The organism is Pseudomonas sp. 9Ag (assembly GCF_902506445.1).
GTDB classification, from domain to species: domain Bacteria; phylum Pseudomonadota; class Gammaproteobacteria; order Pseudomonadales; family Pseudomonadaceae; genus Stutzerimonas; species Stutzerimonas stutzeri_AB.
This window is the reverse complement of sequence record NZ_LR733836.1, coordinates 1,269,172-1,291,663: the sequence shown is the minus strand read 5'-3', so window position 1 is coordinate 1,291,663 and position 22,492 is coordinate 1,269,172. Positions and strand designations below refer to the sequence as shown.

Annotated in this window: 24 protein-coding genes; 10 read left to right on the top strand and 14 right to left on the bottom strand. The window is 59.2% G+C overall.

The features are described 5' to 3' along the window. Positions 1-108 precede the first annotated feature (108 nt). From ALTERO38_RS05880 to ALTERO38_RS05860, 5 genes are all read right to left on the bottom strand, one after another. Positions 109-915, bottom strand: a complete 807-nt coding sequence (locus ALTERO38_RS05880) for an NYN domain-containing protein (RefSeq protein WP_159967622.1) — start codon at positions 913-915, stop codon at positions 109-111. 274 nt (positions 916-1,189) lie between these two features. After that, the gene (locus ALTERO38_RS05875; protein ID WP_159967621.1) at positions 1,190-1,414 is read right to left on the bottom strand and encodes a T6SS immunity protein Tdi1 domain-containing protein; all 225 of its coding nucleotides are present in this window, start codon (positions 1,412-1,414) and stop codon (positions 1,190-1,192) included. Between the two features lie 96 nt (positions 1,415-1,510). After that, positions 1,511-1,696 (bottom strand): GAD-like domain-containing protein, encoded by a 186-nt coding sequence (locus tag ALTERO38_RS21750; protein WP_159967620.1) that lies wholly within the window; start codon positions 1,694-1,696, stop codon positions 1,511-1,513. Positions 1,697-1,864: 168 nt separating this feature from the next. After that, on the bottom strand, positions 1,865-2,404 hold the full coding sequence (locus ALTERO38_RS05865; RefSeq protein ID WP_256663790.1) for a hypothetical protein: 540 nt from the start codon (positions 2,402-2,404) through the stop codon (positions 1,865-1,867). Positions 2,405-2,769: 365 nt separating this feature from the next. After that, positions 2,770-3,240, bottom strand: a complete 471-nt coding sequence (locus tag ALTERO38_RS05860) for an RDD family protein (protein WP_159967618.1) — start codon at positions 3,238-3,240, stop codon at positions 2,770-2,772. A 238-nt stretch (positions 3,241-3,478) separates the two neighbouring features. Here ALTERO38_RS05860 and ALTERO38_RS05855 point away from each other — a divergent pair, with 238 nt between their 5' ends. The 3 genes from ALTERO38_RS05855 to ALTERO38_RS05845 all read left to right on the top strand — a co-directional run bounded on the left by ALTERO38_RS05855 (position 3,479) and on the right by ALTERO38_RS05845 (position 5,618). Further along, positions 3,479-3,937, top strand: coding sequence for an SUMF1/EgtB/PvdO family nonheme iron enzyme (locus tag ALTERO38_RS05855; RefSeq protein WP_159967617.1), 459 nt, complete (start codon positions 3,479-3,481; stop codon positions 3,935-3,937). Positions 3,938-3,979: 42 nt separating this feature from the next. Next, on the top strand, positions 3,980-4,414 hold the full coding sequence (locus ALTERO38_RS05850; RefSeq protein ID WP_159967616.1) for an SUMF1/EgtB/PvdO family nonheme iron enzyme: 435 nt from the start codon (positions 3,980-3,982) through the stop codon (positions 4,412-4,414). 208 nt (positions 4,415-4,622) lie between these two features. After that, positions 4,623-5,618: an SUMF1/EgtB/PvdO family nonheme iron enzyme gene (locus tag ALTERO38_RS05845; protein WP_159967615.1), complete on the top strand. Its 996-nt coding sequence runs from the start codon at positions 4,623-4,625 to the stop codon at positions 5,616-5,618. A 128-nt stretch (positions 5,619-5,746) separates the two neighbouring features. Here the strand turns inward: ALTERO38_RS05845 and ALTERO38_RS05840 are convergent, their stop codons facing one another. The 5 genes from ALTERO38_RS05840 to ALTERO38_RS05820 all read right to left on the bottom strand — a co-directional run bounded on the left by ALTERO38_RS05840 (position 5,747) and on the right by ALTERO38_RS05820 (position 12,735). Continuing rightward, positions 5,747-8,326 (bottom strand): LysM domain-containing protein, encoded by a 2,580-nt coding sequence (locus tag ALTERO38_RS05840; protein WP_159967614.1) that lies wholly within the window; start codon positions 8,324-8,326, stop codon positions 5,747-5,749. A gap of 12 nt (positions 8,327-8,338) precedes the next feature. Further along, on the bottom strand, positions 8,339-9,193 hold the full coding sequence (locus ALTERO38_RS05835) for a DUF4123 domain-containing protein (RefSeq protein WP_159967613.1): 855 nt from the start codon (positions 9,191-9,193) through the stop codon (positions 8,339-8,341). Then, positions 9,186-11,240, bottom strand: a complete 2,055-nt coding sequence (gene tssI, locus ALTERO38_RS05830) for a type VI secretion system tip protein TssI/VgrG (protein ID WP_159967612.1) — start codon at positions 11,238-11,240, stop codon at positions 9,186-9,188. Before tssI ends, ALTERO38_RS05835 begins: the two co-directional genes overlap by 8 nt. Before the next feature lie 195 nt (positions 11,241-11,435). Then, positions 11,436-11,864, bottom strand: coding sequence for an AP2 domain-containing protein (locus ALTERO38_RS05825; RefSeq protein WP_159967611.1), 429 nt, complete (start codon positions 11,862-11,864; stop codon positions 11,436-11,438). 571 nt (positions 11,865-12,435) lie between these two features. Beyond that, positions 12,436-12,735 (bottom strand): PilZ domain-containing protein, encoded by a 300-nt coding sequence (locus ALTERO38_RS05820; RefSeq protein WP_159967610.1) that lies wholly within the window; start codon positions 12,733-12,735, stop codon positions 12,436-12,438. Between the two features lie 817 nt (positions 12,736-13,552). On the opposite strand from ALTERO38_RS05820, the gene ALTERO38_RS05815 reads away from it, so the two are divergent. Then, the gene (locus tag ALTERO38_RS05815; protein ID WP_159967609.1) at positions 13,553-14,245 is read left to right on the top strand and encodes an endonuclease; all 693 of its coding nucleotides are present in this window, start codon (positions 13,553-13,555) and stop codon (positions 14,243-14,245) included. Positions 14,246-14,767: 522 nt separating this feature from the next. On the opposite strand, the gene ALTERO38_RS05810 is transcribed toward ALTERO38_RS05815, so the two are convergent. The 3 genes from ALTERO38_RS05810 to ALTERO38_RS05800 form a co-directional block, all read right to left on the bottom strand. Next, complete coding sequence (locus ALTERO38_RS05810; protein WP_159967608.1) at positions 14,768-15,040, bottom strand: hypothetical protein; 273 nt, start codon at positions 15,038-15,040, stop codon at positions 14,768-14,770. 284 nt (positions 15,041-15,324) lie between these two features. Next, positions 15,325-15,546, bottom strand: a complete 222-nt coding sequence (locus tag ALTERO38_RS05805) for a carbon storage regulator (RefSeq protein ID WP_159967607.1) — start codon at positions 15,544-15,546, stop codon at positions 15,325-15,327. 181 nt (positions 15,547-15,727) lie between these two features. After that, positions 15,728-16,090 carry a histone-like nucleoid-structuring protein, MvaT/MvaU family gene (locus ALTERO38_RS05800; protein WP_159967606.1) on the bottom strand — a complete coding sequence of 121 codons (363 nt, stop codon included), beginning with the start codon at positions 16,088-16,090 and terminating at the stop codon, positions 15,728-15,730. A gap of 423 nt (positions 16,091-16,513) precedes the next feature. On the opposite strand from ALTERO38_RS05800, the gene ALTERO38_RS05795 reads away from it, so the two are divergent. The 6 genes from ALTERO38_RS05795 (at position 16,514) to ALTERO38_RS05770 (ending at position 21,587) form a co-directional block, all read left to right on the top strand. Next, entirely contained in the window at positions 16,514-16,864 is a 351-nt protein-coding gene (locus tag ALTERO38_RS05795) for an AlpA family transcriptional regulator (RefSeq protein WP_159967605.1), read from the top strand. Continuing rightward, positions 16,861-17,682: a replication initiator protein A gene (locus ALTERO38_RS05790; RefSeq protein WP_159967604.1), complete on the top strand. Its 822-nt coding sequence runs from the start codon at positions 16,861-16,863 to the stop codon at positions 17,680-17,682. The genes ALTERO38_RS05795 and ALTERO38_RS05790 overlap by 4 nt, the downstream gene beginning before the upstream one ends. A gap of 226 nt (positions 17,683-17,908) precedes the next feature. Further along, on the top strand, positions 17,909-18,547 hold the full coding sequence (gene parA, locus ALTERO38_RS05785) for a ParA family partition ATPase (RefSeq protein ID WP_159969640.1): 639 nt from the start codon (positions 17,909-17,911) through the stop codon (positions 18,545-18,547). Next, the gene (locus ALTERO38_RS05780) at positions 18,544-18,783 is read left to right on the top strand and encodes a chromosome partitioning protein ParB (protein WP_159967603.1); all 240 of its coding nucleotides are present in this window, start codon (positions 18,544-18,546) and stop codon (positions 18,781-18,783) included. The genes parA and ALTERO38_RS05780 overlap by 4 nt, the downstream gene beginning before the upstream one ends. After that, complete coding sequence (locus tag ALTERO38_RS05775; protein ID WP_256663789.1) at positions 18,783-19,355, top strand: S26 family signal peptidase; 573 nt, start codon at positions 18,783-18,785, stop codon at positions 19,353-19,355. The genes ALTERO38_RS05780 and ALTERO38_RS05775 overlap by 1 nt, the downstream gene beginning before the upstream one ends. A gap of 294 nt (positions 19,356-19,649) precedes the next feature. Continuing rightward, positions 19,650-21,587, top strand: a complete 1,938-nt coding sequence (locus tag ALTERO38_RS05770; protein ID WP_159967602.1) for a DUF3363 domain-containing protein — start codon at positions 19,650-19,652, stop codon at positions 21,585-21,587. Here the strand turns inward: ALTERO38_RS05770 and ALTERO38_RS05765 are convergent. Further along, positions 21,580-22,458 (bottom strand): helix-turn-helix transcriptional regulator, encoded by an 879-nt coding sequence (locus ALTERO38_RS05765; protein WP_159967601.1) that lies wholly within the window; start codon positions 22,456-22,458, stop codon positions 21,580-21,582. The genes ALTERO38_RS05770 and ALTERO38_RS05765 overlap by 8 nt on opposite strands. Between the last annotated feature and the right edge of the window lie 34 nt (positions 22,459-22,492).

Below are 22,492 nucleotides of genomic sequence, written 5' to 3'. Positions count from 1 at the left end.
GTTAGAGGCTGTGAAGTATCTTGGAAGTTGCCGCTTATGAAAAATGAAGGCGAGGTGTGGCGTCGATGCATGCGATCCTTCATGTGATTGATAAGCGTATCGAGCCGGTCAAAGCGCAGCAGCGTCTTCCATTTCCATTTCCATTTCCTTTGCCAGGCTTACGCTCCAGTGCCCACCAGGTTCCCGTATCACGTGCAAGAGATCGTATGTCTTGACCATGTTCAGCAACCCGGAATGCCCGTAGGCGCTGGGCGAAAATGCTGGGTCGGCGCGCTTGAGATAAAGCCCGAGCGCACTGAGTGTCACCTTGCCTTCGTTCGTGCCTGCAACCATGAGCGCCACTGCATCGACGAGGAAGCGTGGCCGGCGTTTGACGATCGGCTTTGCCAACTCCGGTTTGGCTTCGGCCTTTGTTGGGCAAATCGCTGCCGTTGGTGGTTTTTCTGTTGAATCGCAAGCGGGCTCAGGTTCCGGGGCTGACCGTACCCATTCAAAAAACTCATCGCTTGCGTTGCGCAGCGCATCTGGTGTCTTGGCCTCGCCGACGATGCACACCGTAGCGCCCCGCTCCCTGAGCTTGCGGCACAGGTAGGCAAAATCAGAATCGCTGGTCACGAGGCAGAACGTGTCGGCCCGCTGGTCAAAAAGCGCTTCGAGTGCATCGAGCGCAAGGGCGATGTCGGCGGTGTTCTTGCCCGCGGCGTACTGATATTGCAGGCAGGGTGTGAAGGCCAGGCGAACCAGCGCCTCCTGCCAGCGGTTGGCAAGCGTGCCGTGGTTGCCGTAGCCGCGGCGAAGCACGACGCGTCCGAACTGGGCCACAACACGCAGCGCATGCTCAAGAATTTCCGGCGTTACGTTGTCGCAATCGACGAGTACCGCTACCCGCGCTTCGCCGTGGCTGCTGAATGTCATCCCTGCTCCTCGAAATAACCCCTGTCATGCCAGCGGCACCTGGCGCGGCTTCGATCCTAGCGCAACGTCTTGAGCGGCGGTAGGCATTGGTGGGGTGATCTAGGCAACGTCCGGTTTGCGTAGGCTATGAAAAGCTGCGCTTTTGCATTGTCTGCTCGTGCCGCTCCGCTTAGCGACCCGAGACGAATTTGTAGAAACCGAGGTAAGACAGATTGGTAACCCCTGCCCAGCAGGCAATCGACGACGCACATTTACTTCACCCGATAGCGCGACCTCAGCGCCGCAACTGATCGAGTACCATCAGGTGAACGTCCATGCTCAGCTTGACCATATGTTCAAGGTCAGCCTTACCACCAATACACAACGCGGGCTCGAACGCATACATCTCATGCTCTCCAACGGGCCCCTCCTTCGCCAGCGCCGGTTGGAACAACGGCTTACCCTGATTATCTTCGAAGTCGAGGCCTTCCCGGCTGGTCGACCCAAGGAAAATGCCCATCGCACGGTCCGGATCAGGGTTGCGTTTCCGAAGCTGATTCTTCAGCGCAACGATACCGCCCGCCAAGCTCGATACCGTGACTTGCGTTGGTAACGCTCACCTCAGGCATACAACGAACCGACAGCTACTCTGTAGCCACATGTCGAGCATGACCTTGAAGGGTTCTGGATTAACGATCCATAACAACCCGCCTGCGTAGGAACACCAGCCCTCATCACGCCAGTAGCCCAGCAGGACATCGGGCAATTTAGAGCGGTACTTTTCGATACTCGACTCGGGCACCTATCTACGCGTGTCCACTTCACCCAAGTTATCGATAAGAGACTGGAAAATTCGTCTCTCAGTGTGAAGTCCCCCGCGCCGCTCTAGCTTCACATACAGCTTCGACAGGCCTTCACCATTCCCGGTGGTGGAGGGAGCACACTTGCCGCTCAGCTTGCTAAGGCCAAGCTAGAAACTCTCGAGCCTGACCTCAATCGCGGCCGCATGAGCCAACTCTAGTATCTCGGGCACGCGCGCTTTTAAGGTGATAAACCCTACGTAGCTGTCGCTTCCGGGATGCAGATGCACAAACCGCCGATCGTGCGGCTCCAGCCAGGCATCGAGCGCTTTGAGCACGTCGGGCATCGGCCCGTGCCCTTCATGCGAGTAGGCAAATGGCGTGTCAATACCGCTAGCGCGTACTAGGTATGGGGCTAAGTACTCAAAAGAATCAAACCCGCGCCAGTCGACGGATATCAGGGCAAGCTCTTCTAGCTTTTGCCCACGCTTGTCATCAACGAGGCCCTCGTACAACGCAGTGCTGGCGCACTCCCCGCCGTCCAGCTTTCGTATGACGCGCCGCACTAACCTGCCGCGCTCAGTCTCTGGTGTTCGTGCCAATATAGCCTCGGTGAGCGCTTTCAACGCCCGCCGCTGGTGGGGCAGATCAGGCCGTAGTGCTTTGAAACACGCACTGTCGCTGAGGTCGGTTTCGTCGGGCGGCGGCATGGTAAAGCGCCCGCCGAAAAGTCGACCCCAAGTACCCATTTCCTTTTCCCGAACTTCGAATAGTAAGCGTTGAGGATGCCGCTGCTGGGTTCAAAACGACTTCTGGTACCAGTTCACCAATCGTCGTCAACTGACTCGATGGTGGTGTTTAGCACTCCAAATGGTCATCCTGGTTCCGGTGAATAAAGTCGAAGCTCACTGCCGCCGGCGCGCTCATCGTGAAGCCAGTCGCCACGGTATGCAGATCAAGCCGGCCAGTATTGGGAGCCAAACATGTTGTCCAAAGCGCGAGGTGCTTTTATCCTCGAAACTTCGAATTGCCACAAGCTGCGGCCCGTTGGCGACCGTGCTCATCCACAAGCCAATTAGGCGCTATGGAAGCTGACCGGCTCTGGCCCACTGTTGGTCCGCTTGACTACAACCGTACCGGCAAGCTTGTCATGCCAGCCCTGTTTACGCTTGTCGAACGCGACCCATATCAGGCCCAAGCCGAGCGGAAGCATTGAGATGTAGTAAGCGAGATAGCGGCCAACCAATTGCGCAGGGCTAGCGGGCTGCCCCGATCTTGCGTCAACAATCCGGGCCGAAATCGCCATCTTCCCGGGAGTCGCCTGCTTGTAGATCCAGAACACGATTACCGCAAATGCGGGCAGCACCCACGTAATTAAGAAGTCAGCTGGACCAGCAATGAAATCGGTCTGCCCTGAATCGAAATATTCCCATCCGTAGATCGCGAGAATTAACGGGACGTTGATCAGCATGATCAGAATCGTGTCGACGATTGATGCCCCTACCCTGGGCCAAAAACCCGCGTACTCAAGTCCTTGATCTTGCATTTCGCTATCCCTGTCGTAGTTATCAAGCAGGCGTTATTCTCGTTCAAAAGGCCATTGTAAACAGTGAGCTGTGTCCCGCCCGTTAGCTGCCGACACGACCCTCACTATGCTGGCGTGGCATGGGCAGCTATGCGCCTAAACACAAAGGTGAAAACAGCCGTAAAGGCAGATCTCTCCAAAGAACGTAGAGTGTCAGGCTAAAACCTCTCGAAATGTGAAGCGAATTCAACTGTGAGTCATGCCGGCCCCTTGCGATTGGCTTCTCGTTAGACTTGAGGGCTTCAGATCTGCCTATTGGGAGTTCGCTGCCAGGGATCGAGGTCGGAACGTACTGTATCCGACTGACGATGGCAGCTTGAAGCTAGGCAAGAACTATCCATACGACAAGCAACATCAGTCCCTCACGGCGCGAGTTGACGCCGTTGCTCCCAATCCACTTGGGCTATATATGATGAGCGGAGGATCTACCGAGTCAGTCAACGATTGGTACGCGAACGACTATTACGCAAATTCACCGATCAAAGACCCGCAAGGCCCTCCATCGGGCGCTCGGAAGGTCGCCCGTGGTTCAAATATGTCCGAGACGCCATGGATTTCAGCGAACACTGTCCTGCGTCGATCACTGGCTCTTCAATCGGATACGGACATATTTTCAGACAGCTTTCGGTGTGCCATACAAAGAAGCAAACCCCTTTAGCGTCATTTTAACGGGGCCGGCAGCGGCTCGTTCCGTATATGAATGGCTGATAACGCCCACCGCTCGCACGTTCTAAGGAGGCTTAATCAGGCGCATCGACCTATCGCGCTTCAAAAAGTGCTCTATCCTACCGACGATGGCAGCCTGAAGCCCGGCGTTAATTATGCGAAGCAAAGCGGAAGGATTCTGCCTGAACGAGTCGACATTTATCCCCCAAATCCGATCGGCCTGTATTCCATGACCGGGATCGCCACGGAGGTTGTGAATGATTGGTACTCGAAGGAGCAATTCTCGTGTCGCTATGGCGAGCCGCAGAGGCAAGAAGGGATCGCTTCAGTTCGCCATAGACCATTGAGTCGTTTACGTTCCAAGCATAATGAACAGCCGGGGCGGAAGGCTGCCCTTGGAGAAGGAGCAGAAGCCTCTATAGACCGATCGACCCATTACGCGGTTTGGGAAAAGCGTCGAGACCGATAGCTTTCGCTGCGGTATTCGCAGCGACATGCCGTCCTAGTGCAGGCCATAGCCTAGCTCGATGGCTTGATCAATATATGGTTCACACTTAACGCTGCTTACGTCGACGTGAATGTGAGCGCCGTTGAACTTCAAGCTATGCTGGCCCCGCCCCATCTCCCTAGTTGCTAGACTGCGACGTCAAAGATATATCGATTCAAGGACGAAGAAGATGAGCCCTATCCGGACACTTGCGTTGCTCGTCGGCTGTGCCGCGGCAGCTGCGTGTAGCTCTGCCAACCTCCCAGAAAGCCAAAAGCTCTCGCCTGACCGGGTCGCCGAGATCGCCTCGCGCATCGAGGCCCAGTATCCGAAGCTATCCCAGGACAAGCGGGACGAAGTGCTGCGCACGGTGGTCCGCTCGCTGGACGAGATGGTGTTCATCGAGGGCGGGACCTTCGAAATGGGTGACTTCGGCTGGAAGTGCGATTTCGACCCCGCCGAGGTCTGTACCTGGCCATGCGGAGCTCCCGAGGACAATCTCTGCAACATCACTATGAATGGCGATGCGCCTCTGCACGAGGTGGAGCTATCGAGCTATCACCTCGCAGCCAAAAAGACGACGGTGGGCGACTTCGACCTTTACCTTTCTGTGCTCGGTAAGGAGCCCGTGCTCAGCGAGCTTCGGCATCGCGAAGATCTGCAGTACCTGTTCGATACGATGAATTCCGCACCGGTCAAGCGATGGGACGAAACAAAGGCGTACTGCCAGTGGCTAGGCGAGCTGAGCGGCTACCCCATCGACTTGCCTACCGAGGCCCAGTGGGAATATGCCGCCAGAGACCGAGGCAAGAACATCCTCTACCCAACGAACGATGGCAGCTTGAAGCTCGGCAAGAACTTCCCCTACGACGAGGAGATGCAGCAGATCTCAAGCCGGGTCGACGCCTTTCCGCCGAATCCCCTCGGGTTGTTCCTCATGTCCGGCGGGGCGACGGAATACGTAAACGACTGGTATTCCGATAGCTACTACGCCGAATCGGCGAACGAGGTAGATCCAAAAGGCCCCGATACCGGAGAGGAGAAAGTCGCACGCGGGACCGACATGGTTGACACCCCTTGGCTCACGGCCAATACGGTCATACGACGAAACCAAGCATTGGTTTTGGATAAGCATTATCTGACTCGTTCGTTCAGATGCGCGCTGAAGACCAGCGAGCCGCTTTAAGAACAGGTGCTGACTATGCCTATCGTAGCGACTGACCTATTCTCTGCTCTTCTGCTTGATATATCGTGGCAGATAACAATCTGACATGAGCATTATTCCCAAAAGAAGGGGCCTAACGGCCCCTTTTTTTATGCTTGCCTAGTGTTATCCCGCCGCATCGCGCCAGCGAGCATCGTCGCCTTGTCAGATCCGAAGCGAAGGGAATCTCGAACGTCCCAGGCATAGGCAGCGGCCGGCTGAGTCGGTTGGCCATGCAAGGCCAGGCCATCTAGGAAACGGTTGAAGTCGTCCTGCTGTTTACCAACAAGAAAACTGTTTATTCGTTCTAGGCTATCGGTTGCCTTGACCTTTTTTGCCGACTTAGACATGTGCTCCAGCGTCTCGAGCATGTGTCGCCAACGACGAATCCGAGACAGCAATTGAACTATTGCCGCCTCTTGAGCCGGGCTGTGTGTGTGCCCGACATATGACTCAGTCAGCGTCCATAGCATTGGTCCGAGGGTCTGGGGTGGCAATAATCCGATATTGACCATGCGCCCGCCGACCACTATCTGACCTTGGGCTAGGATTGCCATGGTCAGCTTTTCAGCTTCAGCAATACCTGCTTCGCGTGTTTGCCACCATTGCAATAGCGAATCAGCCCCAGCCGCAATTACTTGCTCTACTGTTTGGCCAGGTTCCAAGGCAGCCTTATATAGCATTTGGCTGAGTGTCCGAAACGCATCCGGTTTGACGCTGAGCAAAAAGCGGTATTCGACTTGGCTCAGCGTTTGGCAGACAAGCATGGCTAGGTCCCAAATCTTCTCCAGGTCCACCACGGTCCCAAAGCCACCGCCTGCACCTGGCCCGAAGACCAAATTGGCTTTGCACGTGAGTGCAAAATAGCCTTCGTGCAGGCTGACACCGAAGTCCCCTTCAAAACCAATACCGAGCGCCAGGTTGCCTTCGGCCTTGACCTGCGCCAGGGCACTCCAGCCGGAATTGCCGCTGGTGAGGGTGCCGGAATTGCCCGCCCCTTTGCCGTAGTCGGCTGGCGGCAGCCATTCGACGGCGCCGCTAAGCGCACCGCCGGCTTCGGCCCCGGCGAAGCCTTCTGCTTTCAGGCCGAGCCGGCCTCCGGCCTTGCTTGCGTCGATCGAGGGCGTGCCGAGCAGCGCAAGGGCGCCGGAAGGCCCTTCAGCAGCGCCCTTACCTGTCTTGACGCCCGCCTCGAGGCTGCCCTTGGCACCAGCGAAGCATGACAGCTCCAGGCTACCGTTCAGGCGGAAGCTGCCGAATGAATGCCGCACCGGTTTGCCGACGGCATTGCGGTAGCTGATCTGGAGCGTGCTGCCGGCCCGCGACGGAAAATAGGTTGTCGTGGTGATTTTGCCCTCTGCCAAGGCAAAGGCCGCCTCGCATTTGACGCCCACATCAATCTCGCCCTTAGCTGGGTTGAAGCTCTTGATGCCGGCGCTGGCGCTGGCCGCAAAGCGCAGGGCCTGGGCCTCGGCCGACAGCGCGTAGCGGTCACCGTCGGCCTGCTTCGTTTCGAACTTGTACAGCTCGCAACGCAGCGCATTGAGAGGATGGTCTTCCTTCGTCTTGATGGTCCACAGCTTGGCTTCAACCTTGCCGAGTGGGCCTGCCTTCGCGCTGTCGCCGATGGCCTTCTTGATATCGTCAAAGAGGTCCTTGACCATCGCCGGACTAAAGGGCTTCTCGCGCAGGATTCGGGCGCTGGCTTTGTGGGCCCAGGTCCGCTTGACCCTTGTCCAGAATTGCGCACGCACGTAGTAGCGGCGGTCGGGACGGCTGAGGATGATGACTTCCTGGATATAGTGGCTGGTCTGCCTGCCGGCGCCGGCCTCGAAGGTGCGCTTGCTCGTATAGGTGCTATTCGAGTCGGGTTTTCCGCCGCCAGCAAAGGTTTCGCCGCTTTGCGGACCCTGCGCCTTGAGCTGCCCCTGAAGCGTGCCGATCTCGGCATTGAGTTGGGCGACCTTTTTCTCGCACAGCTTGCGCCAGTTGCCCTCGATCACGTTATGCATTTGGCCGCTGCGTGCGGCGACAAAGCTGTCGTAAGTGAGGAAGAAATCCCGCGCCTGTTGCAGTTCGCCAATCTTGCCCTGGATATCGGCCTCGGTCACGACCGGTTCGGCCGTCACCGCTTTGGGTCGGTCATCAAGTCGGAGCAGGCCCACCTCGCCGGCCTTCTTAGCCCAATCGGCCTTCTTGCAGCCGGTGCAGGTGCACGCTGCGTCCGAGTGAGCGGCAGTCTTTTTGCAGGGCACGGCGGTCGCCGCGCTGACGATGCCGTGGAACTCGTCCATGAGCTTCTGGACCAGGTCGACCTCGGTCTTGAGCTCCTTGGCCTGGGCCTCGGTCAGCACGAAAAGGCGATCAGCGTCCGCGGTGAAGTGCACCACATCCACAAGCTCGTCGGCGCATGGCGGGGCGCTTTTGACGGCGGCGCTGCTGCTGTCGCCTGCGTGCTTGGCTGGCGGAAGCGAAGCGGCGAGTTTTGCCGGGGTGGCCTGTGGCTTGGACGTCGGTGCACTGGCCGACATCGCCTCGCCGGGAATGCTGAGCTTCCAGCCAGCCTGGATCTTGTCCCGATCCTTGATGATGGGGTTGGCGGCCTGGATATTGGCCGGGCTCGTGCCATGAGCCTTGGCGATCGAGCCGAGCGTATCGCCTGCGCGGACGATGTAAGCGTTAGATGTCATGGTGCATGTTCCTTATGCAATCGTTCGCTCGAGCTCGTCGAGCTTCTCGCCTTTGGCCAGGTCCTGGCGGGTGAGTATTTGGTGGGCGGGGCCAGATGACAGTGTGCCGGCCGGGGCCTGCAAATCCAGGCGCAACCACCGTTCTTGGGACGCCAGGTCGTCGAACCCCCACTGCCCCGCTTCGATGAGCGCGGCATGTACACGTGCCTCGGTGGCTGCCGGATGATGAGGCAGGTAATCGCTGGAGAGCTGCGCAGCAATCATCGGCAGGCGCGCCTGGCTAAGCTGCGCCTGGCGCTCCCCGTCGAGCCAGAACCAGCCGCGATCCTTGATGACCCCGCTCCATGGGCCGAGCCGCGTGACCTGTCGCCAGCCCCGTTCGTTGCGCCATGCAATCGCGCTGAAGGGCCCAAGGAAAATAGAGGCCTCCTCAATCGACATGACGGCAAACAGTGGCTCGAGCCAGCGCGGCTCGAAGAACCGAAAAAAGCGTTCCTGGTTACGGTCGTCCCGTGCGCTCAACAGGCTTCGGCAGTGGGCGGCCGCCTGGTCCGGATGCACACCGTCTTCGAGCCAAAGCACGCAACCGGCATCGAGCTGGTCGAGCATGGCCGATGCATAGTCGAGCAGTTGGGGTTGATCCTCGCACTCGACCAGACAGGGGCTGACCTTGTAGAGCTCTGCATAGGGTGTATCGACGACCAAGGGATACCAGGTCGGCGCACCATCGTTGGCCTTTAAGTAAACCTGCATAGCGAGGTCTTCATCGAAGGCGCCGTCTAGGATGACAAACCGGCGACTAGCCTCGTCCGTCCCGGACAGGTCAAGCGGCATGGTGGTTGAGCGTATCTCGGAAATCTTATGCATAGCCGTGCACCTCACAGGTGCCCTGAGCGCACAGGCTGCAGTTTTTCTCAACCAACAGATGACCAGCCAGCGCCTGGGTACGATAGAAATTGACGGTCGTGCCGGGGCCGGCACCGGGGTCTACCGGCTCGCTGTTTACCGGCAGGATGGGCTGAGCGCCCGCCCCTTTCCCCGGCGCGCCACCCGAGTTGATCTTTACCTGTGGTCCGACGATGGTCACACCACCCGGATCCAGCTTGATGAAGCTGCCACCGGCCTGGATCGTCAGCTCGGCTCCTGCGTCGATGACCACTTTCTGCCCAGCCGAGAGGTGAAACTCCTTGCCGATCTGGACGTACTGTCCGGTCCCGATCTTGGTGTGCTGAGCCTGGGCGACCGTCAGGTGATCGCTGGCCTTAAGCTGCACCTTGCGATCAAGCAGGGTTGTGCGGTGCTCTTCCTTGCGTAGCTCGGTATAGCTATTGGCTTCAACCGTATCGTGTCGCTCGTTGCCGACGCGGATGTGCTGGTCATGCTCGATATTCTCGTCCCAGTCACGCTGAGCATGAAGGTAGATCTGCTCCTCGCCCGCCTTGTCCTCAATGCGCAACTCGTTGTACCCGCCACCGCCGGGCGAACTCAGCGTTTTGAACACGGTGCGCGTCTTATTGGCGGGTAGCTCGTAGGGCACCTCGTTGGCCGCGTGGTACAGGCAACCGGTCACCAGGGGTTGGTCGGGATCGCCTTCAAGGAAGGTCACCAGCACTTCCATCCCGACGCGCGGAATGGCGATGCCGCCATAACGACCCCCTGCCCAACTGCTGGAAACCCTGAGCCAGCAACTGGTCTTGTCGTCGCCCTGGCCATGCCGATCCCAATGGAACTGGACACGCACGCGGCCGTACTGATCGCAATGGATCTCTTCGCCTTCCGGTCCCGTTACGCGCGCCGTCTGGCTTCCACTGATGGTGCGCTTGGAATGGCGTAGCGGTGGTCGATAAATCGCAGACCAGGGGGTTGCCACAAACGCGTTGCGGTAGCCCTGCTGAAAACCTGAGCCATCGTCGGCCGCCAAGGTCACGGATTCTTCAAGAACCTGGGGTTGCTTGCCCTCATGGAACACGTCGGTGAGCAACCAGAGCTCGTTCCAGTCCGTCCGGGGATGCTGTGCGAGCGGCATGAAATGGCCGCTCACCAGGCCGCTGATGTCGCTTCGCCCTTCGGCGACATGCTGGTCGGCTTGATGGCGCTCGGTCGTACGCCGACTCAAATGCTTGCCTCGGCTGCGGTCCAGGAACCGCCCGGGATAATCGTAGTCCTCAAGATCCGGCGTCAAATCGCTTCGGTGGCTGGCCTCCATGACGAGGCGTGGCGTTTCGAAGTTGTAGTCGCGCCGTGCCACACGCGAGGTACGGGTGTTGGCTTGAGCAGAAAACGCACGCACCACCTGATGGTCTGCCACCATGCCGCTGTCCTGCTGGTAGGTCGCTGCACCAAGCTCCGGAAAGACCGTCTGGTCGTCGCCAAACACCACCACGTGCGCTGTCTGGGCGTGCTCGAAGTGGTAGTGGATTCCCTCTTCCTCACACAGGCGATTGACGAAGTGAAGATCGCTCTCGTCGTACTGAACGCAGTATTCACGCAACGGGTACTCACCGGAGAGCTGGAAGCGGAACGTGTCAGCCAGAATGCCGTGCTCGCGAAGCACCGTTGCGATGATGTCGGGAACCGACAAATGCTGGAAGATGCGCTGATTATACCGGTGGGCCAGGTACTGCAACTGCGGTACTAGCGAGACCCGGTAGCGCGTCATGCGCTTGCCCGACTCGCCCTGGGCAGTGCTATAGAGCAGGCCATGAAAGCCCGTTCCGTCAGGGTCAATCTCTAGGAATGCTGATTTGTTTCGCAGCGAGAGGTAGTCGAAATCAGCTTGTTCACTGACCAGCTCAATGTCAAAGACATAGCTGCTGTTCAGGCCTTCGCGACCCTCAAAAGAGAGAACTTGGAAATCGTGTTTGACGCCCAGAATCCTAAGGGCGAATTTCTTCTGGTTGGCCGGTGAGAACATCCTGTTTCCTCTGCTTCCTGCACATGCCCGGCGGAGCCAGCATGACGACTTATTCCAAGGCGCGAAGGCTAGCCGCAAAACATTGGCAAGTTCTTGCACACCCTCGTGCGCAAATCACGTTTGGATAAGAAACAGTTTAGAAACAAGACGCAGATCAAATTCCGCAGGGAACGAAGGCGACCAACGCAGCTTCAATCAGTGGTCGGTCGGTCGCGCCGGTGACTGCTCGACGAGCCTGCGATAGTGCTGTTCGCCCTGCAGGCTTCGAAAGACCAGATGGTCGATTTCAGAAAGCTGTCGTTGGCGTTCTTCCACAGCAAGCGCCTTAGCCTGCTCCTCGCCAAAGAGGTCGATACGAAACGACTTTTTCATCGACTTGCCGTCACGACGCTTGGTTTGGGCCACCCAGTACCAGTGCTTACCCATGCGATAGCGCGTAACGCCCGCATGGCCACTGGTGTTGGTGGTTCTGATCTTTGCTCGAACGTCGCGGCTGAGCTGCGGTGGATGAAGCAGCATTTGCGCGTCGCGATGAATCTTGGCCTCCTGGAGCGCCGCCGCCTCGCCACCATGCTTCAGATGCGGAAACTCTCGATCCACAACCTTATTACCGTCGCGGTACAAAGTGACACGCCAGGCCTTCGCCCCTGTGTAATGGGTGATCAGTGAAATGCCATACATCTCGTGGTCGGAGGAGTCCGATGGACTTTGCATAAACCTCAGCCCTTAAACGGATAAAAGAAGACTCACTTTTTCCAGTTCGAGTTTCCATATCACCAGATGTGTACTGCGACTCAGAAAAGACACGCCACGTTTTTTGCTCGGCCGGCAGAACATGAGATATCCGAGTGCGGCCGCTGAGTCAGTGATAAGCGATGGATTGGCGACGCCATTGGAGCGAGTGGAAGCTAAGGTGAGTTAACAGTACACGCCGCCTCAGAGCGACTGTCGAGGCGGCGCCAAACGTCGGCGAGATTCTAGCGAAGCAGCGTCGCCTAAGGGTGACAGACGTATCACTTTGAAGCAGGTTGCCAAGCGGGCCGGCGGACTTTTTTGGAGACTGCGCGCTCGAAGCGGCTACGACCAACTGGAGCGAGTTGGCTTATGACAACTCACCAACCCCTGCTCCGCTGCAGCGGTGCCAGCTTAGGCTTGGTTCCGTTCGGCTAAGAAACGACAGCCAATGCTGGGAAGATTACTTCATGTATTGAATGGACAAGCCCAGATGCTGAGAACCATCAGTTTGATGTTCGACGCGTACCACTTCGGCCAGCGCTTCGAGGCCCTTGAGCTCGGCATGCTCTGACGGAATGCGCACCTCAATCTTGTCACCCAGATCGAACGAGCTGGCAGCGACCACCCGCATGCCCGTGCTAGAAAGGTCTTGGCATACGCCTTGGAGGACACACCCAGCCTGCGAAAGGGTGATCGGTGTCCTAATAGACATCCGGATGAAGTCGCGCTTCTCGGTGTAGTCCCTTGCTTGGTGATTCATGATCAGTCCCTTTGAGTAAATGCGGCGATGACGTCGGGTACCGCGACAACAAGCGAGACGCCGCGATGCATATCACTTGGAACGCTGTTTCAGGGGAAGTTCAGCCAACAGCCAGCCGGTTTCAGCTGACGTACGAGCCAGTAAATCCGTGTCCAGCGTCTCAGAGGCTTATCCCGTGATCGACAGCTGCCTCGTTAATTAAGGTGTTCCACAGTCACTACAAACCACAGAAAAAATGGCCCTGTATCGCTACAGGGCCGACAAAGACTGGGTCCATTCGAGTTACCGCTCCGAGCGGTCTGGGAGGTTTCATCCTGAAACCCTGCGAGTCCTTCGCGGCAGCCGAATCGGGAGCAACCCGAGCTGGTTTGGGCACGCCTGAGCTCACCAAGACGGGGGCTCAGAACGGTGCCGTTCTAGGAGTGCCATTACTGGCATAAGTTCATCACCTTGCCCCCTTTATGCCATCAGACTGATCTTCCCGTAGCGAGTTGATTCGTTTGGCCAGCACGGCTGACGCTTTGGACTTTCAGCAAACGTGAACCCGTTCCGCCTGCCGACCGACAGACCGATCCGATGCCGGCCTATCATTAGGATGCGGCCGATCATCCCTCTCCATGCGGCGGCCGCTTCTCCGCGCTGTCCGGCGCGGTTTTTTTTGCCTTTCCCCTGGGCATGGGCAATCGCAGCCTAGTGTCTGCTTGACGGGCCGAAACGACATTATCCGGCAGGGTCCGAAACCGAGACGGCCGGAATGGCTGATGAGCGTCCAATGCTGTATATTTATACAGCTATCAATTGCGCCAAGGAGGCGCGAATGTCTCGCCCGCCCCGCCTGCTGCTGTTCCTCACCTGCATATTCTCCATACAAGCCTTTGCCGACGCGCCGCGCACCTTTGCCGAGGCCAAGAAAGTGGCCTGGAAACTCTATGCTGGCACCCCAGAGTTCTACTGCGGCTGCCAATTCAGGGGGAACAAGGTGGACTTGCAGAGTTGCGGATACATCCCCCGCAAGAATGCGCAGCGGGCCTCTCGCATCGAGTGGGAGCACATCGTGCCAGCCTGGGTGATAGGTCACCAGCGCCAGTGCTGGCAAAAAGGGGGCCGCGCCAACTGCTCCAAGAACGACGCCACCTACCGGGTGGCCGAAGCAGACTTGCATAACCTGGTGCCCAGCATTGGTGAGGTAAACGGCGACCGGAGCAACTATGGTTTTGCCTGGCTTCCACAACAACCGACGCAGTATGGCGCCTGTCCGATGGTGGTGGATTTCAAGGCACGCAAGGCAATGCCCCGCCAGCAGGTGCGCGGCATGATTGCTCGCACCTACTTCTATATGGCCGAGCGCTACAAGCTGCGGTTGTCCAAGCAGGACCGACAGCTGTACAGCGCATGGAGCAAAAGCTACCCACCCCAGCCTTGGGAGCGGGCTCGAAACCAGCGTATTGCCTGCGTGATGGGCCACGGCAATCGTCATGTCGCGCCGGTCCAGCTGACTGAATGCCAATGACAATCGAGCAATCGCCTCGACGAGGCCAGGCAGACCACATCGCGATCAGTTGACAGTCTTCAAGTCATCGATGGCATGCCTAAAAGCGAAACAATCGAAGGGTAAGGTTGGACGCACCGTCCTTCAGCCGCTCTGAAAGGCCCGCCACGCTTGGGCTACCTCCGTTATCCACAAATCCTGTGGATAACACTGTGAACACTTATTGGATGACTGGGGCAAACGCCCATCTGGCGCGGGGTTGAGACAGATCGGTGAGTTTTTACCCACTCTAGATATTTCCTTGAAAATCAGTTACTTAAAGAAAAGAACGGAAACCCGTAAGGGCCTCTCATATCCAACTCGATAAATGCACGGTCCGATGTGCATAACAATTTGTTGTCAACGACTTTTTAAGAAAAATTGGAACCTATTTGGCTGGACAAACACACTTTTCAGCTTTAGGAGCTGGCGAGATGCCAGCGTGTGTACGGCGGCTAATATTTCCTGATTGATCGCAAATGACAGGCCTTATCTGCTCCACGTCTAGCGCGGAGTGCCGAGCACCTTACGGAGCGCTTGTCTGTTGCGACGCTTGTCGCGTGCTTCGAGCAACTCAAGAAATTCGAATGAGTTGTTACCGTTCAGCAATTTCTTTTGGCTGATGATTTTCGCGTAGGGGTTTGCGCCGCCTTCCAGGAATCGCCTGACGAGCACTGGTTCGTTATAGAGAATCGCCGCGTTCGATGGAGACAATCCCAATGCGTCCGGCTCATCAATATCGCAGCCTGCGCCGATCGCGACGTCGATGATCTTCAACGCCGTCTCAGGTCCCAGCGATGGCTCGCGGAAAGCTCCTGCCATCAACACGATTGTAGGGGCCTCAAAACCGCGGCCATCGGTTAGGTGACACCCGGTCGCATCGGTCGTACGCAAGCCCACAGCCGCCAAGGACGTACTCGATGCAGTACCGATAGCCAGCGCCAACACCGGAGCAACCACAGTACGAACCTGCCACGTAGCCGGGAGATACCGTAGCCAGGCGCCGGGACTGCGAACCCATGTGCGACGAGTCCAGTCAGCTGCCGTCCCAGGGCTGGATATCAATCGGATTGCTCGTACCGTTCCACGAGTTCATCGCGCAGTACCAACAGCTCATCGGGCGCGTCGATGATCAGGCGCGCTCGACCGCCCTCCACCTCAGCGACCGTAATCCAGACGCCCTCGTCTTCGAGTTGGTCAAGCAATGCATCGACCGACACGCCGCGCCGTAGCGTGATTCGTACTTGCTCGCCCACTCGCCTGTTAAGGACCAACCTACCCATATGCGCATTCCTTTGCGGGTACCGCCCCAACGGCGGTTTCAACGACCTTATCTCAATCGGCCGACCACGAAAGAGCAGGATCCGCTATTGGATATACGCGTCACATTTCGAGTCTGCCCTGCTTGGGACTTTTGCAGTTAACACTGTGTTGAGAGCAGTGCTATTGACCAGCCTAGGGCAGTCAAGAATGGCTGTTACTGCCCCAGGATCTGACCTCCTCAGCACCATACTCGGCTTTCCAGACATTAAGGATCTTGTGGTTCCCGCCTCGGGTTTCCACAACTTCGCCGGTGTGCGGATTGGTATATGTCTTAATGACCCGTGTTCTGCGATTATCTGGCTCAACGGCCTTTTTTGAGGGCGTCGGATCCAGAATATCAAGTACGGTTTGGATGCCATATCCATACTCTGTAAGCAGCCCTCTCAGTTTCGTCTCAAACTCCATTTCTTGCTGCAATTTATCGTCGCCCTTTAGCTTGTCCAGCGCAGCGAGTTGCTCGGCAAGCTGTGCTTCTAGGCGTTTGTACTCTGCGATCTTGCTCATCTGTACTCTCGTAAGTTTGGCCAGTGGCCTATTTGTGTGCCTAGCGGACGCCTAATAGTACGTACCGCAGTCTAATTTATTATAATTACGTGAACGGATAAGCACACTCTACAGGCGGCGTGTATTAAGACCATTCGAGCAAGAACCATTTACTGAATATTTCACAGCCCGGATGCCGTAAGCACGGCATTGATATTTTGTTCTTTACGAATGTACTGTTCCGCGATCGGATAGCCGCCCCGCTCACCTTACTGCTCCTGACATTCATACGGGCAGTTAGCGCCCGATTGGCCTGTCACAAGTCCGACTCGACCCGCTGTAATTGCGGTAGTTAGCTATTGTCGACTCGCTTGAGACCGAACGCGGCATGATTCCCGCTTCAGTGCGGACCAGGGTAAGCCTTCATTCACCGGAGGCCATACCATGTCACGCCACATCTACCGCAATGCGCACCCTCTCCCCTCCCGTACGACGCCGAAACAAAGGCGCCCAGGCGGACTCGAGCGCGAGGCCGATCAGAGCCGGCAACCGACCCCAGCCGACATTCCCCAGTATCTGAACAACGACGAAGCAGCCGCTTTTCTGCGCCTGTCGCCGCGCACGCTGGAAAAGCAGCGCGTGATCGGTGGAGGCCCTCGTTTTCGCAAATTCGGGCGACGCGTGATGTACGCCCAGTCTGACCTGCTGGCCTGGGCTGACGCACGATGCTTCGAGACCACCTTTGACCCGGAGTATCTGGCTCAGCAACAGGGAGGCGCGTGCGATGACTTATGAGCGCCACGCCGGAGCCATTGCGATGCTTTCGGGCCATTCCAGGAGACCTGGCGCCTCGGGATGCCCAGGACTTGATGGCGCATCCGTTCTTTTCCCTGGCCAAGTCCCGTCGAACAACACCCATCGACTTTCGAACCGCCACGGTTACCGTTCGGGTCGAGGGGACGCTCGATCACGGCATCGCCACCATCTGGGATGCCGATATCTTGATCTGGGCAGCCAGCCAACTGGTCGAGGCCCGCGACGCCGGCATCCCAACCTCACGGCTCATCCAGGCAACGCCGTACGAGATTTTGCGGTTTATCAGCCGCGGCACGTCGCAACGCGATTACCAGCGGCTCAAGGCAGCACTGGACCGGCTCCAAAGTACAAGTGTTGCAACATCCCTGCGCGAGACGACTGGCCGACGGTTGCATCGCTTTTCCTGGATCAACGAATGGCGCGAACTCGCATCACCAGATGGCAAACCGTTGGGATTGGAGATGATCCTGCCGGACTGGTTTTACTCCGGCGTGCTCGATCAGGCGCTGGTCCTGACAATAGACCCTGCGTATTTCAAGCTTACAGGCGGCATAGAGCGCTGGCTCTATCGGTTGGTGCGCAAGCACGGCGGTCGCCAGGTGGACGGTTGGCAGTTCGATTTTCGGCACCTGTACCGCAAGTCAGGGAGCGCAGCGCGGTACTCCGATTTTGCCTACGACCTGCGCGTACTGGTGGCGAGGCAGTCACTGCCAGGTTACCGGTTGAGCACCCTGCGTATCCCGCCGTCCACCGAGTTGCTTGCCTTTCGCCCGGTGCCGCATGCGGCACGGGGATAACTTGCGAACAAGCTGTGGAATGCATCGTGCTATCGGGCGCAACTGCACACGTGCTATCAGGCGCATGCCTGTCGTGCTATCGAGCGTACCCAAACACACCTAGCCCGGAACCTGTGGGGCCTGCGGCGGCCCTTAACATAACTAACCAAAGAGTCCTAACTTGTTATGGGTCGTCAGCGCCGCCGTGGATGACTCGACGGTACTCGGCTTGCTTCGAGGGCAGATCATGATCCTTGCTCTGCTCAATCAGAAAGGAGGCGTCGGTAAGACCACCCTGGCCACCAATATTGCTGGTGAGCTCGCGCTGCGCGGCAGCACGGTGATTCTTCTGGACGCCGACCCGCAGGGCTCGGCACTGGACTGGACACAAAGGCGCGTGCAACGGGGCCTGCCAAGACTCTTTTGCGCGGTGGGGCTTGCCCGCGAGACGCTGCATCAGGAAGCGCCGCAGCTAGCCCAACGGGCCGACCATGTAGTCATTGACGGGCCGCCCAGGATTGCGGCGTTGGCCCGATCAGCACTGATGGCTGCAGACCGTGTGCTTATTCCGGTGCAACCCAGCCCGTTCGACATGTGGGCCAGTGCCGAGATGGTGGCCCTGCTGCAAGAGGCGCAGGTCTTCAAGCCCTCGCTTCGCGCCGCGTTTGCCATCAATCGACGGGTCAGCACGACCATCATCGGCCGCGAGGCACGTCAGGCGCTGGCCGACCAACCACTGCCGGCGCTTGGGTCCGAAATTCGTCAGCGAATCGTGTTTGCAGACAGCGCCGCGGGCGGACAGCTGGCGTGCGAGCTCGCCCCTGGAAGCGCTGCGTCACGTGAAGTCAGCAACCTGGTTGATGAGCTACTAAGGTGGTCCCTATGACATCAAAGCGAAACGCGATCGGCAGCCGTCCGCTCGCTAATCGGCAGGCCGAGGCCTGGGTACGGCAAAGCAACCGGGCCGCTCTCGCCAAGGGGACCGTCTACAGCGCCCGCTTGACGCTGGATGTGACGCCGGCCCTGCGCGGGCGGATTAAGGTCGCCGCGTTCAATCAGGGATGCACGGTCGCCGAAATGCTGCGTGAACTGCTGGAAAATCGATTTCAGGAGCACGGCTGATGAAGATTCCTGACGTGCGCTTACAGCGGTGGTCTGCACAAGGGTGCTCAGAACATCCAATGCCGGCCAATCGGCTGGTTGTTGGGCTGGCCGCCATCGGCATGGTGGCACTTGCCTGGGCCGTGGTCAGAACCCCTTCCGCGCGAATCGTCTACAACGCCTCGGCGAGCATGCCGACCGGGTGGTACCTCATTTCGCCAGCTGAGTCGATCGTGCCCGCTGACACTGTGCTTGTGCAGATCCCCGAGGCTGCGGCCAAGCTGGCAGCTGCACGTCACTACCTGCCGGCGAACGTTCCGCTTATCAAGCGGGTGTTTGCCACGTCGCCGAGCCGGGTCTGCATCAGAGCGCGGCAGGTGATTGTTGATGGTCGAGTGGTTGCGCGGTGGCAGCCGCACGACCTCGCCGGCCGTCCCCTTCCCCGATGGAACGGCTGTCGAGCGCTCTCTGAGGACGAGCTGTGGCTGCTCAGCCCCGATCATCCGGACTCGTTCGACAGTCGCTACTTCGGCCCGCTAAGACGCGACGCCGTGCTTGGCATCGCCCACCCCGTACGTCTCGATAAAGGATGACCAATCTATGCAAGGCGTTCGGTGGATCGCGAGCAGCACGGCTAGCGGTCCAGAACCCGCGCATCGCCGTCAAGTTGCGAGGGTAGCGATGCGTGTAGAGGGTGCATCAGGCAGGAGAAGCGGAGGGCAAGATAAAAGAAGGCGGCACGAAGTGGCCTTCGGGACCAGTCTGCACGTGGGGTTGGGAGCGGCACGGCTGCGTCGGCGAGCGTGTCGGGCTTCGAGCCGGGAGTGCGCCACTGTTGACGTCCGCCCGTGCAGTCGCCTCGAACCACGCCGATACGGGGGCGCAGCATGAATGATCGAGACAAGGCGTCGGAGGATCGATTTCAGCTCAGGCTCGGGGCGCCCGGGAATCGCAGCGAGTCGCTGGTTACACAGGTCATTCGCCAGGCCGGCAAGGCCGGGGGTATTCGCCGTGCCGGTGCACATCGGCCGGGCGCCCGCCTCGGTCGGGGTCATGTCGCGGCGCGGCTCTCAGCCAGCCCCTCGCCCAGCGATCGCCGGGTGACTATCAAGACACGCCTGGTGAATCTGCGCCATACCAGCCAGCGATCAATCTCGATGCACCTACGCTACATAGAGCGCGAGGGGGTCGGACGCGAAGGCGAACCCGGACAGGCATACGGACCGATGAACGATCGCGCCGACCTGGAGACGTTCGAGGCGCGGGGGCGGGACGACCGCCACCAGTTCCGCTTCATCGTCTCCCCCGAGGATGCCGATTCGATGGAGGAGTTGCGCACTTTCACCCGGCATATGATGGAGCGCATGGCCGGTGATCTCGGCACTGGCCTGGACTGGGTGGCCGTCGACCACTGGAACACCGACAACCCCCACACCCACATCGTCCTGCGCGGCAAGGATGAGGCCGGACGGGACCTGGTCATCGCACGCGACTATATCTCGCACGGCATGCGCCATCAGGCATGCCAACTGGCCACCGAATGGTTGGGACCGCGAACCGAGCGGGAGATACGCCAAGGGCTGCAACGCGAAATCGGGCAAACCCGATGGACCAACCTTGATCGCGAACTGCTGCGTCAGTCCCGGAACGATGGGATACGGCTGCAGGACATCGCCCACCATCCACGGCGGCAACAGCTGATTGGTCGGCTGCAACATCTGCAGCAGTTGGGGCTGGCGCACGAACCACGAACCGGCCACTGGCATGTCGACGACCGTGCCGAGCAGACTTTGCGGGCCATGGGCGAACGAGGCGATATCGTCCGGACGATGCAGCGCGCCATGTCCGGCAGGTGGCCAGAACTGAATATTGTAGAGCCAGGCTCCGAACAGGTCGTAGTGGGCCGGCTCGCAGACAAGGGGCTTGCCGGCGAGGCGCACGACCGGGCCTACCTGGCGATCGACGGTGTCGATGGCAGGGCCCATTACCTGCGTTTGCCGGCCGGCGCCGATCTGTCCGACTACCCAATGGGTGCATTAATCGAGGCGCAGGCCTCCCAGGCCCCGAGAGCGGTGGATCGACGCATCAGCTCACTCGCGGCTGACGGCCTTTACCGCCGAGAGCAGCACCGCACGCTCCTGGCTCGGCAGCCGGGCTTGAGCGATAAACCCGAGGCATTGCTGGATGCCCATGAGCGACGGCTGGAGGCCTTGCGCCGGGCGGGAATCGTCGAGCGGACAGGTGAAGGGCTATGGCGCGTGCCGGACGATCTAATCGAGCGCGGGCGACGGTACGATGCCAGGCGCACGGGTGGCTTGTCGGTCAGGGTACGAAGCCCGCTTACGCTCGAGCGGCAGATCGGCACTAACGGAGCCACCTGGCTGGACACGCAGCTGATCGCCAACAACCAGGCCATCGGTGATCGAGGCTTCGGCGCCGAGGTCCGTGACGCCCTGCGCCGGCGCGCGGACTGGCTGGTCGAGCAGGGCCTGGCGCAACGTCGAGGAAACCGTACGCAAATCGCGCGCAACCTCCTGCCAACCTTGCGGGATCGAGAACTGGCGGTCGCAGCCCATGACATCGAGGCTCGGACGGGCCTGCAGTATCGCCCATTGGCCGACGGCAAGTCCGCCAGCGGGATTTATCGCCGCCGCATCGAGCTGGCCAGCGGGCGTTACGCCTTGCTCGACGATGGCATGGGGTTCAGCCTGGTGCCCTGGAAGCCCGTCATCGAACACAGGCTGGGGCAAACGATGACGGCCACGGTCCGGGGCGCCCATGTGTCCTGGCAGATCGGCCGTTCACGCGGCCCCACTCTCAGCTGAGGGCAGCTGCCTCGAGTTGGGCCTGGCCGCTCTCGGCCTGAAGCCACTGCTCGAACAGACGGCTCTGGGTCTCCCCTTCCCTGGCGGCGTAATAGACCAGGCGCAGATCGCGGTCCACATCGATGGACAGCGAGGTGTGGTCGAACACGACCGGCCCAATATCAGGAAGCTGGAAATGGCGGATGCCCTGGCACGGCCCGTGGATGTCCTGCTGCCGCCACCAGGCCCGGAAATCGGGGTCGACCTTCTCCAGGTCCCTGACCAGATTCCCTATATCGGGATCCTGCGGTGCGCGTACAAAGTCGCGGCGAAAACTCGACAGGATCTGCAGCGCCTGGTCCTCCCAGGGGTCCAGCAACGTTCGCAGCGTAGGCGCAGTGAAGAGCAGCCAGAGCAGGTTGCGCCGTTCGGCCGGCACACTGGAGAAGCCGAACACCTTGTCGGCCGCGGCGTTCCAGGCCAGCACGTCCCACCGCAGGTTCAGCACGTACGCCGGACGCAACGGAAGGTCGGCCATCAGCCGGTGCACCAGCGCCGGAACCACGCACCAGGTCTTGCCCGGCTCCGGTGGCAGGCGCTGATGCGCCAGGAGGAACAGGTGGCGACGTTCAGTCGCATCGAGCTTCAAGGTTCTCGACAGGCTCTCGAGGAACGAAGCCGAAACGCCAATCTCACGGCCCTGCTCTAGCCAGGTGTACCAGGACAGTCCAACCCCGGCCAGGGCGGCGACCTCTTCGCGTCGAAGCCCCGGGGTACGGCGGCGGCCGCCCGCTGGCAGGCCTACTTCCTGGGGCGTGATGCGCTCACGCCGACTGCGCAGGAAGTCAGCCAGCTCTGCCCGGTTTCGCTCGAGACTGCGTGGCGCGCTCATCCAGTTACCTCCAGTAATAGCATAAATGGTCAAA

Excerpts from the sequence above, each read along its gene's own strand:
- ALTERO38_RS05775 (WP_256663789.1), top strand. The coding sequence starts at position 18,783 with ATGAAGATTCCTGACGTGCGCTTACAGCGGTGGTCTGCACAAGGGTGC.
- parA (WP_159969640.1), top strand. The coding sequence starts at position 17,909 with ATGATCCTTGCTCTGCTCAATCAGAAAGGAGGCGTCGGTAAGACCACC.
- ALTERO38_RS05820 (WP_159967610.1), bottom strand. The coding sequence starts at position 12,735 with ATGAATCACCAAGCAAGGGACTACACCGAGAAGCGCGACTTCATCCGG.
- ALTERO38_RS05855 (WP_159967617.1), top strand. The coding sequence starts at position 3,479 with ATGCCGGCCCCTTGCGATTGGCTTCTCGTTAGACTTGAGGGCTTCAGA.
- ALTERO38_RS05860 (WP_159967618.1), bottom strand. The coding sequence starts at position 3,240 with ATGCAAGATCAAGGACTTGAGTACGCGGGTTTTTGGCCCAGGGTAGGG.
- ALTERO38_RS05880 (WP_159967622.1), bottom strand. The coding sequence starts at position 915 with ATGACATTCAGCAGCCACGGCGAAGCGCGGGTAGCGGTACTCGTCGAT.
- ALTERO38_RS05800 (WP_159967606.1), bottom strand. The coding sequence starts at position 16,090 with ATGAGCAAGATCGCAGAGTACAAACGCCTAGAAGCACAGCTTGCCGAG.
- tssI (WP_159967612.1), bottom strand. The coding sequence starts at position 11,240 with ATGTTCTCACCGGCCAACCAGAAGAAATTCGCCCTTAGGATTCTGGGC.
- ALTERO38_RS05875 (WP_159967621.1), bottom strand. The coding sequence starts at position 1,414 with ATGGGCATTTTCCTTGGGTCGACCAGCCGGGAAGGCCTCGACTTCGAA.
- ALTERO38_RS05805 (WP_159967607.1), bottom strand. The coding sequence starts at position 15,546 with ATGGGTAGGTTGGTCCTTAACAGGCGAGTGGGCGAGCAAGTACGAATC.
- ALTERO38_RS05780 (WP_159967603.1), top strand. The coding sequence starts at position 18,544 with ATGACATCAAAGCGAAACGCGATCGGCAGCCGTCCGCTCGCTAATCGG.
- ALTERO38_RS05815 (WP_159967609.1), top strand. The coding sequence starts at position 13,553 with ATGTCTCGCCCGCCCCGCCTGCTGCTGTTCCTCACCTGCATATTCTCC.
- ALTERO38_RS05835 (WP_159967613.1), bottom strand. The coding sequence starts at position 9,193 with ATGCATAAGATTTCCGAGATACGCTCAACCACCATGCCGCTTGACCTG.
- ALTERO38_RS05865 (WP_256663790.1), bottom strand. The coding sequence starts at position 2,404 with ATGCCGCCGCCCGACGAAACCGACCTCAGCGACAGTGCGTGTTTCAAA.
- ALTERO38_RS05840 (WP_159967614.1), bottom strand. The coding sequence starts at position 8,326 with ATGACATCTAACGCTTACATCGTCCGCGCAGGCGATACGCTCGGCTCG.
- ALTERO38_RS05765 (WP_159967601.1), bottom strand. The coding sequence starts at position 22,458 with ATGAGCGCGCCACGCAGTCTCGAGCGAAACCGGGCAGAGCTGGCTGAC.
- ALTERO38_RS05790 (WP_159967604.1), top strand. The coding sequence starts at position 16,861 with ATGAGCGCCACGCCGGAGCCATTGCGATGCTTTCGGGCCATTCCAGGA.
- ALTERO38_RS05770 (WP_159967602.1), top strand. The coding sequence starts at position 19,650 with ATGAATGATCGAGACAAGGCGTCGGAGGATCGATTTCAGCTCAGGCTC.
- ALTERO38_RS05850 (WP_159967616.1), top strand. The coding sequence starts at position 3,980 with ATGGCTGATAACGCCCACCGCTCGCACGTTCTAAGGAGGCTTAATCAG.
- ALTERO38_RS05795 (WP_159967605.1), top strand. The coding sequence starts at position 16,514 with ATGTCACGCCACATCTACCGCAATGCGCACCCTCTCCCCTCCCGTACG.
- ALTERO38_RS05845 (WP_159967615.1), top strand. The coding sequence starts at position 4,623 with ATGAGCCCTATCCGGACACTTGCGTTGCTCGTCGGCTGTGCCGCGGCA.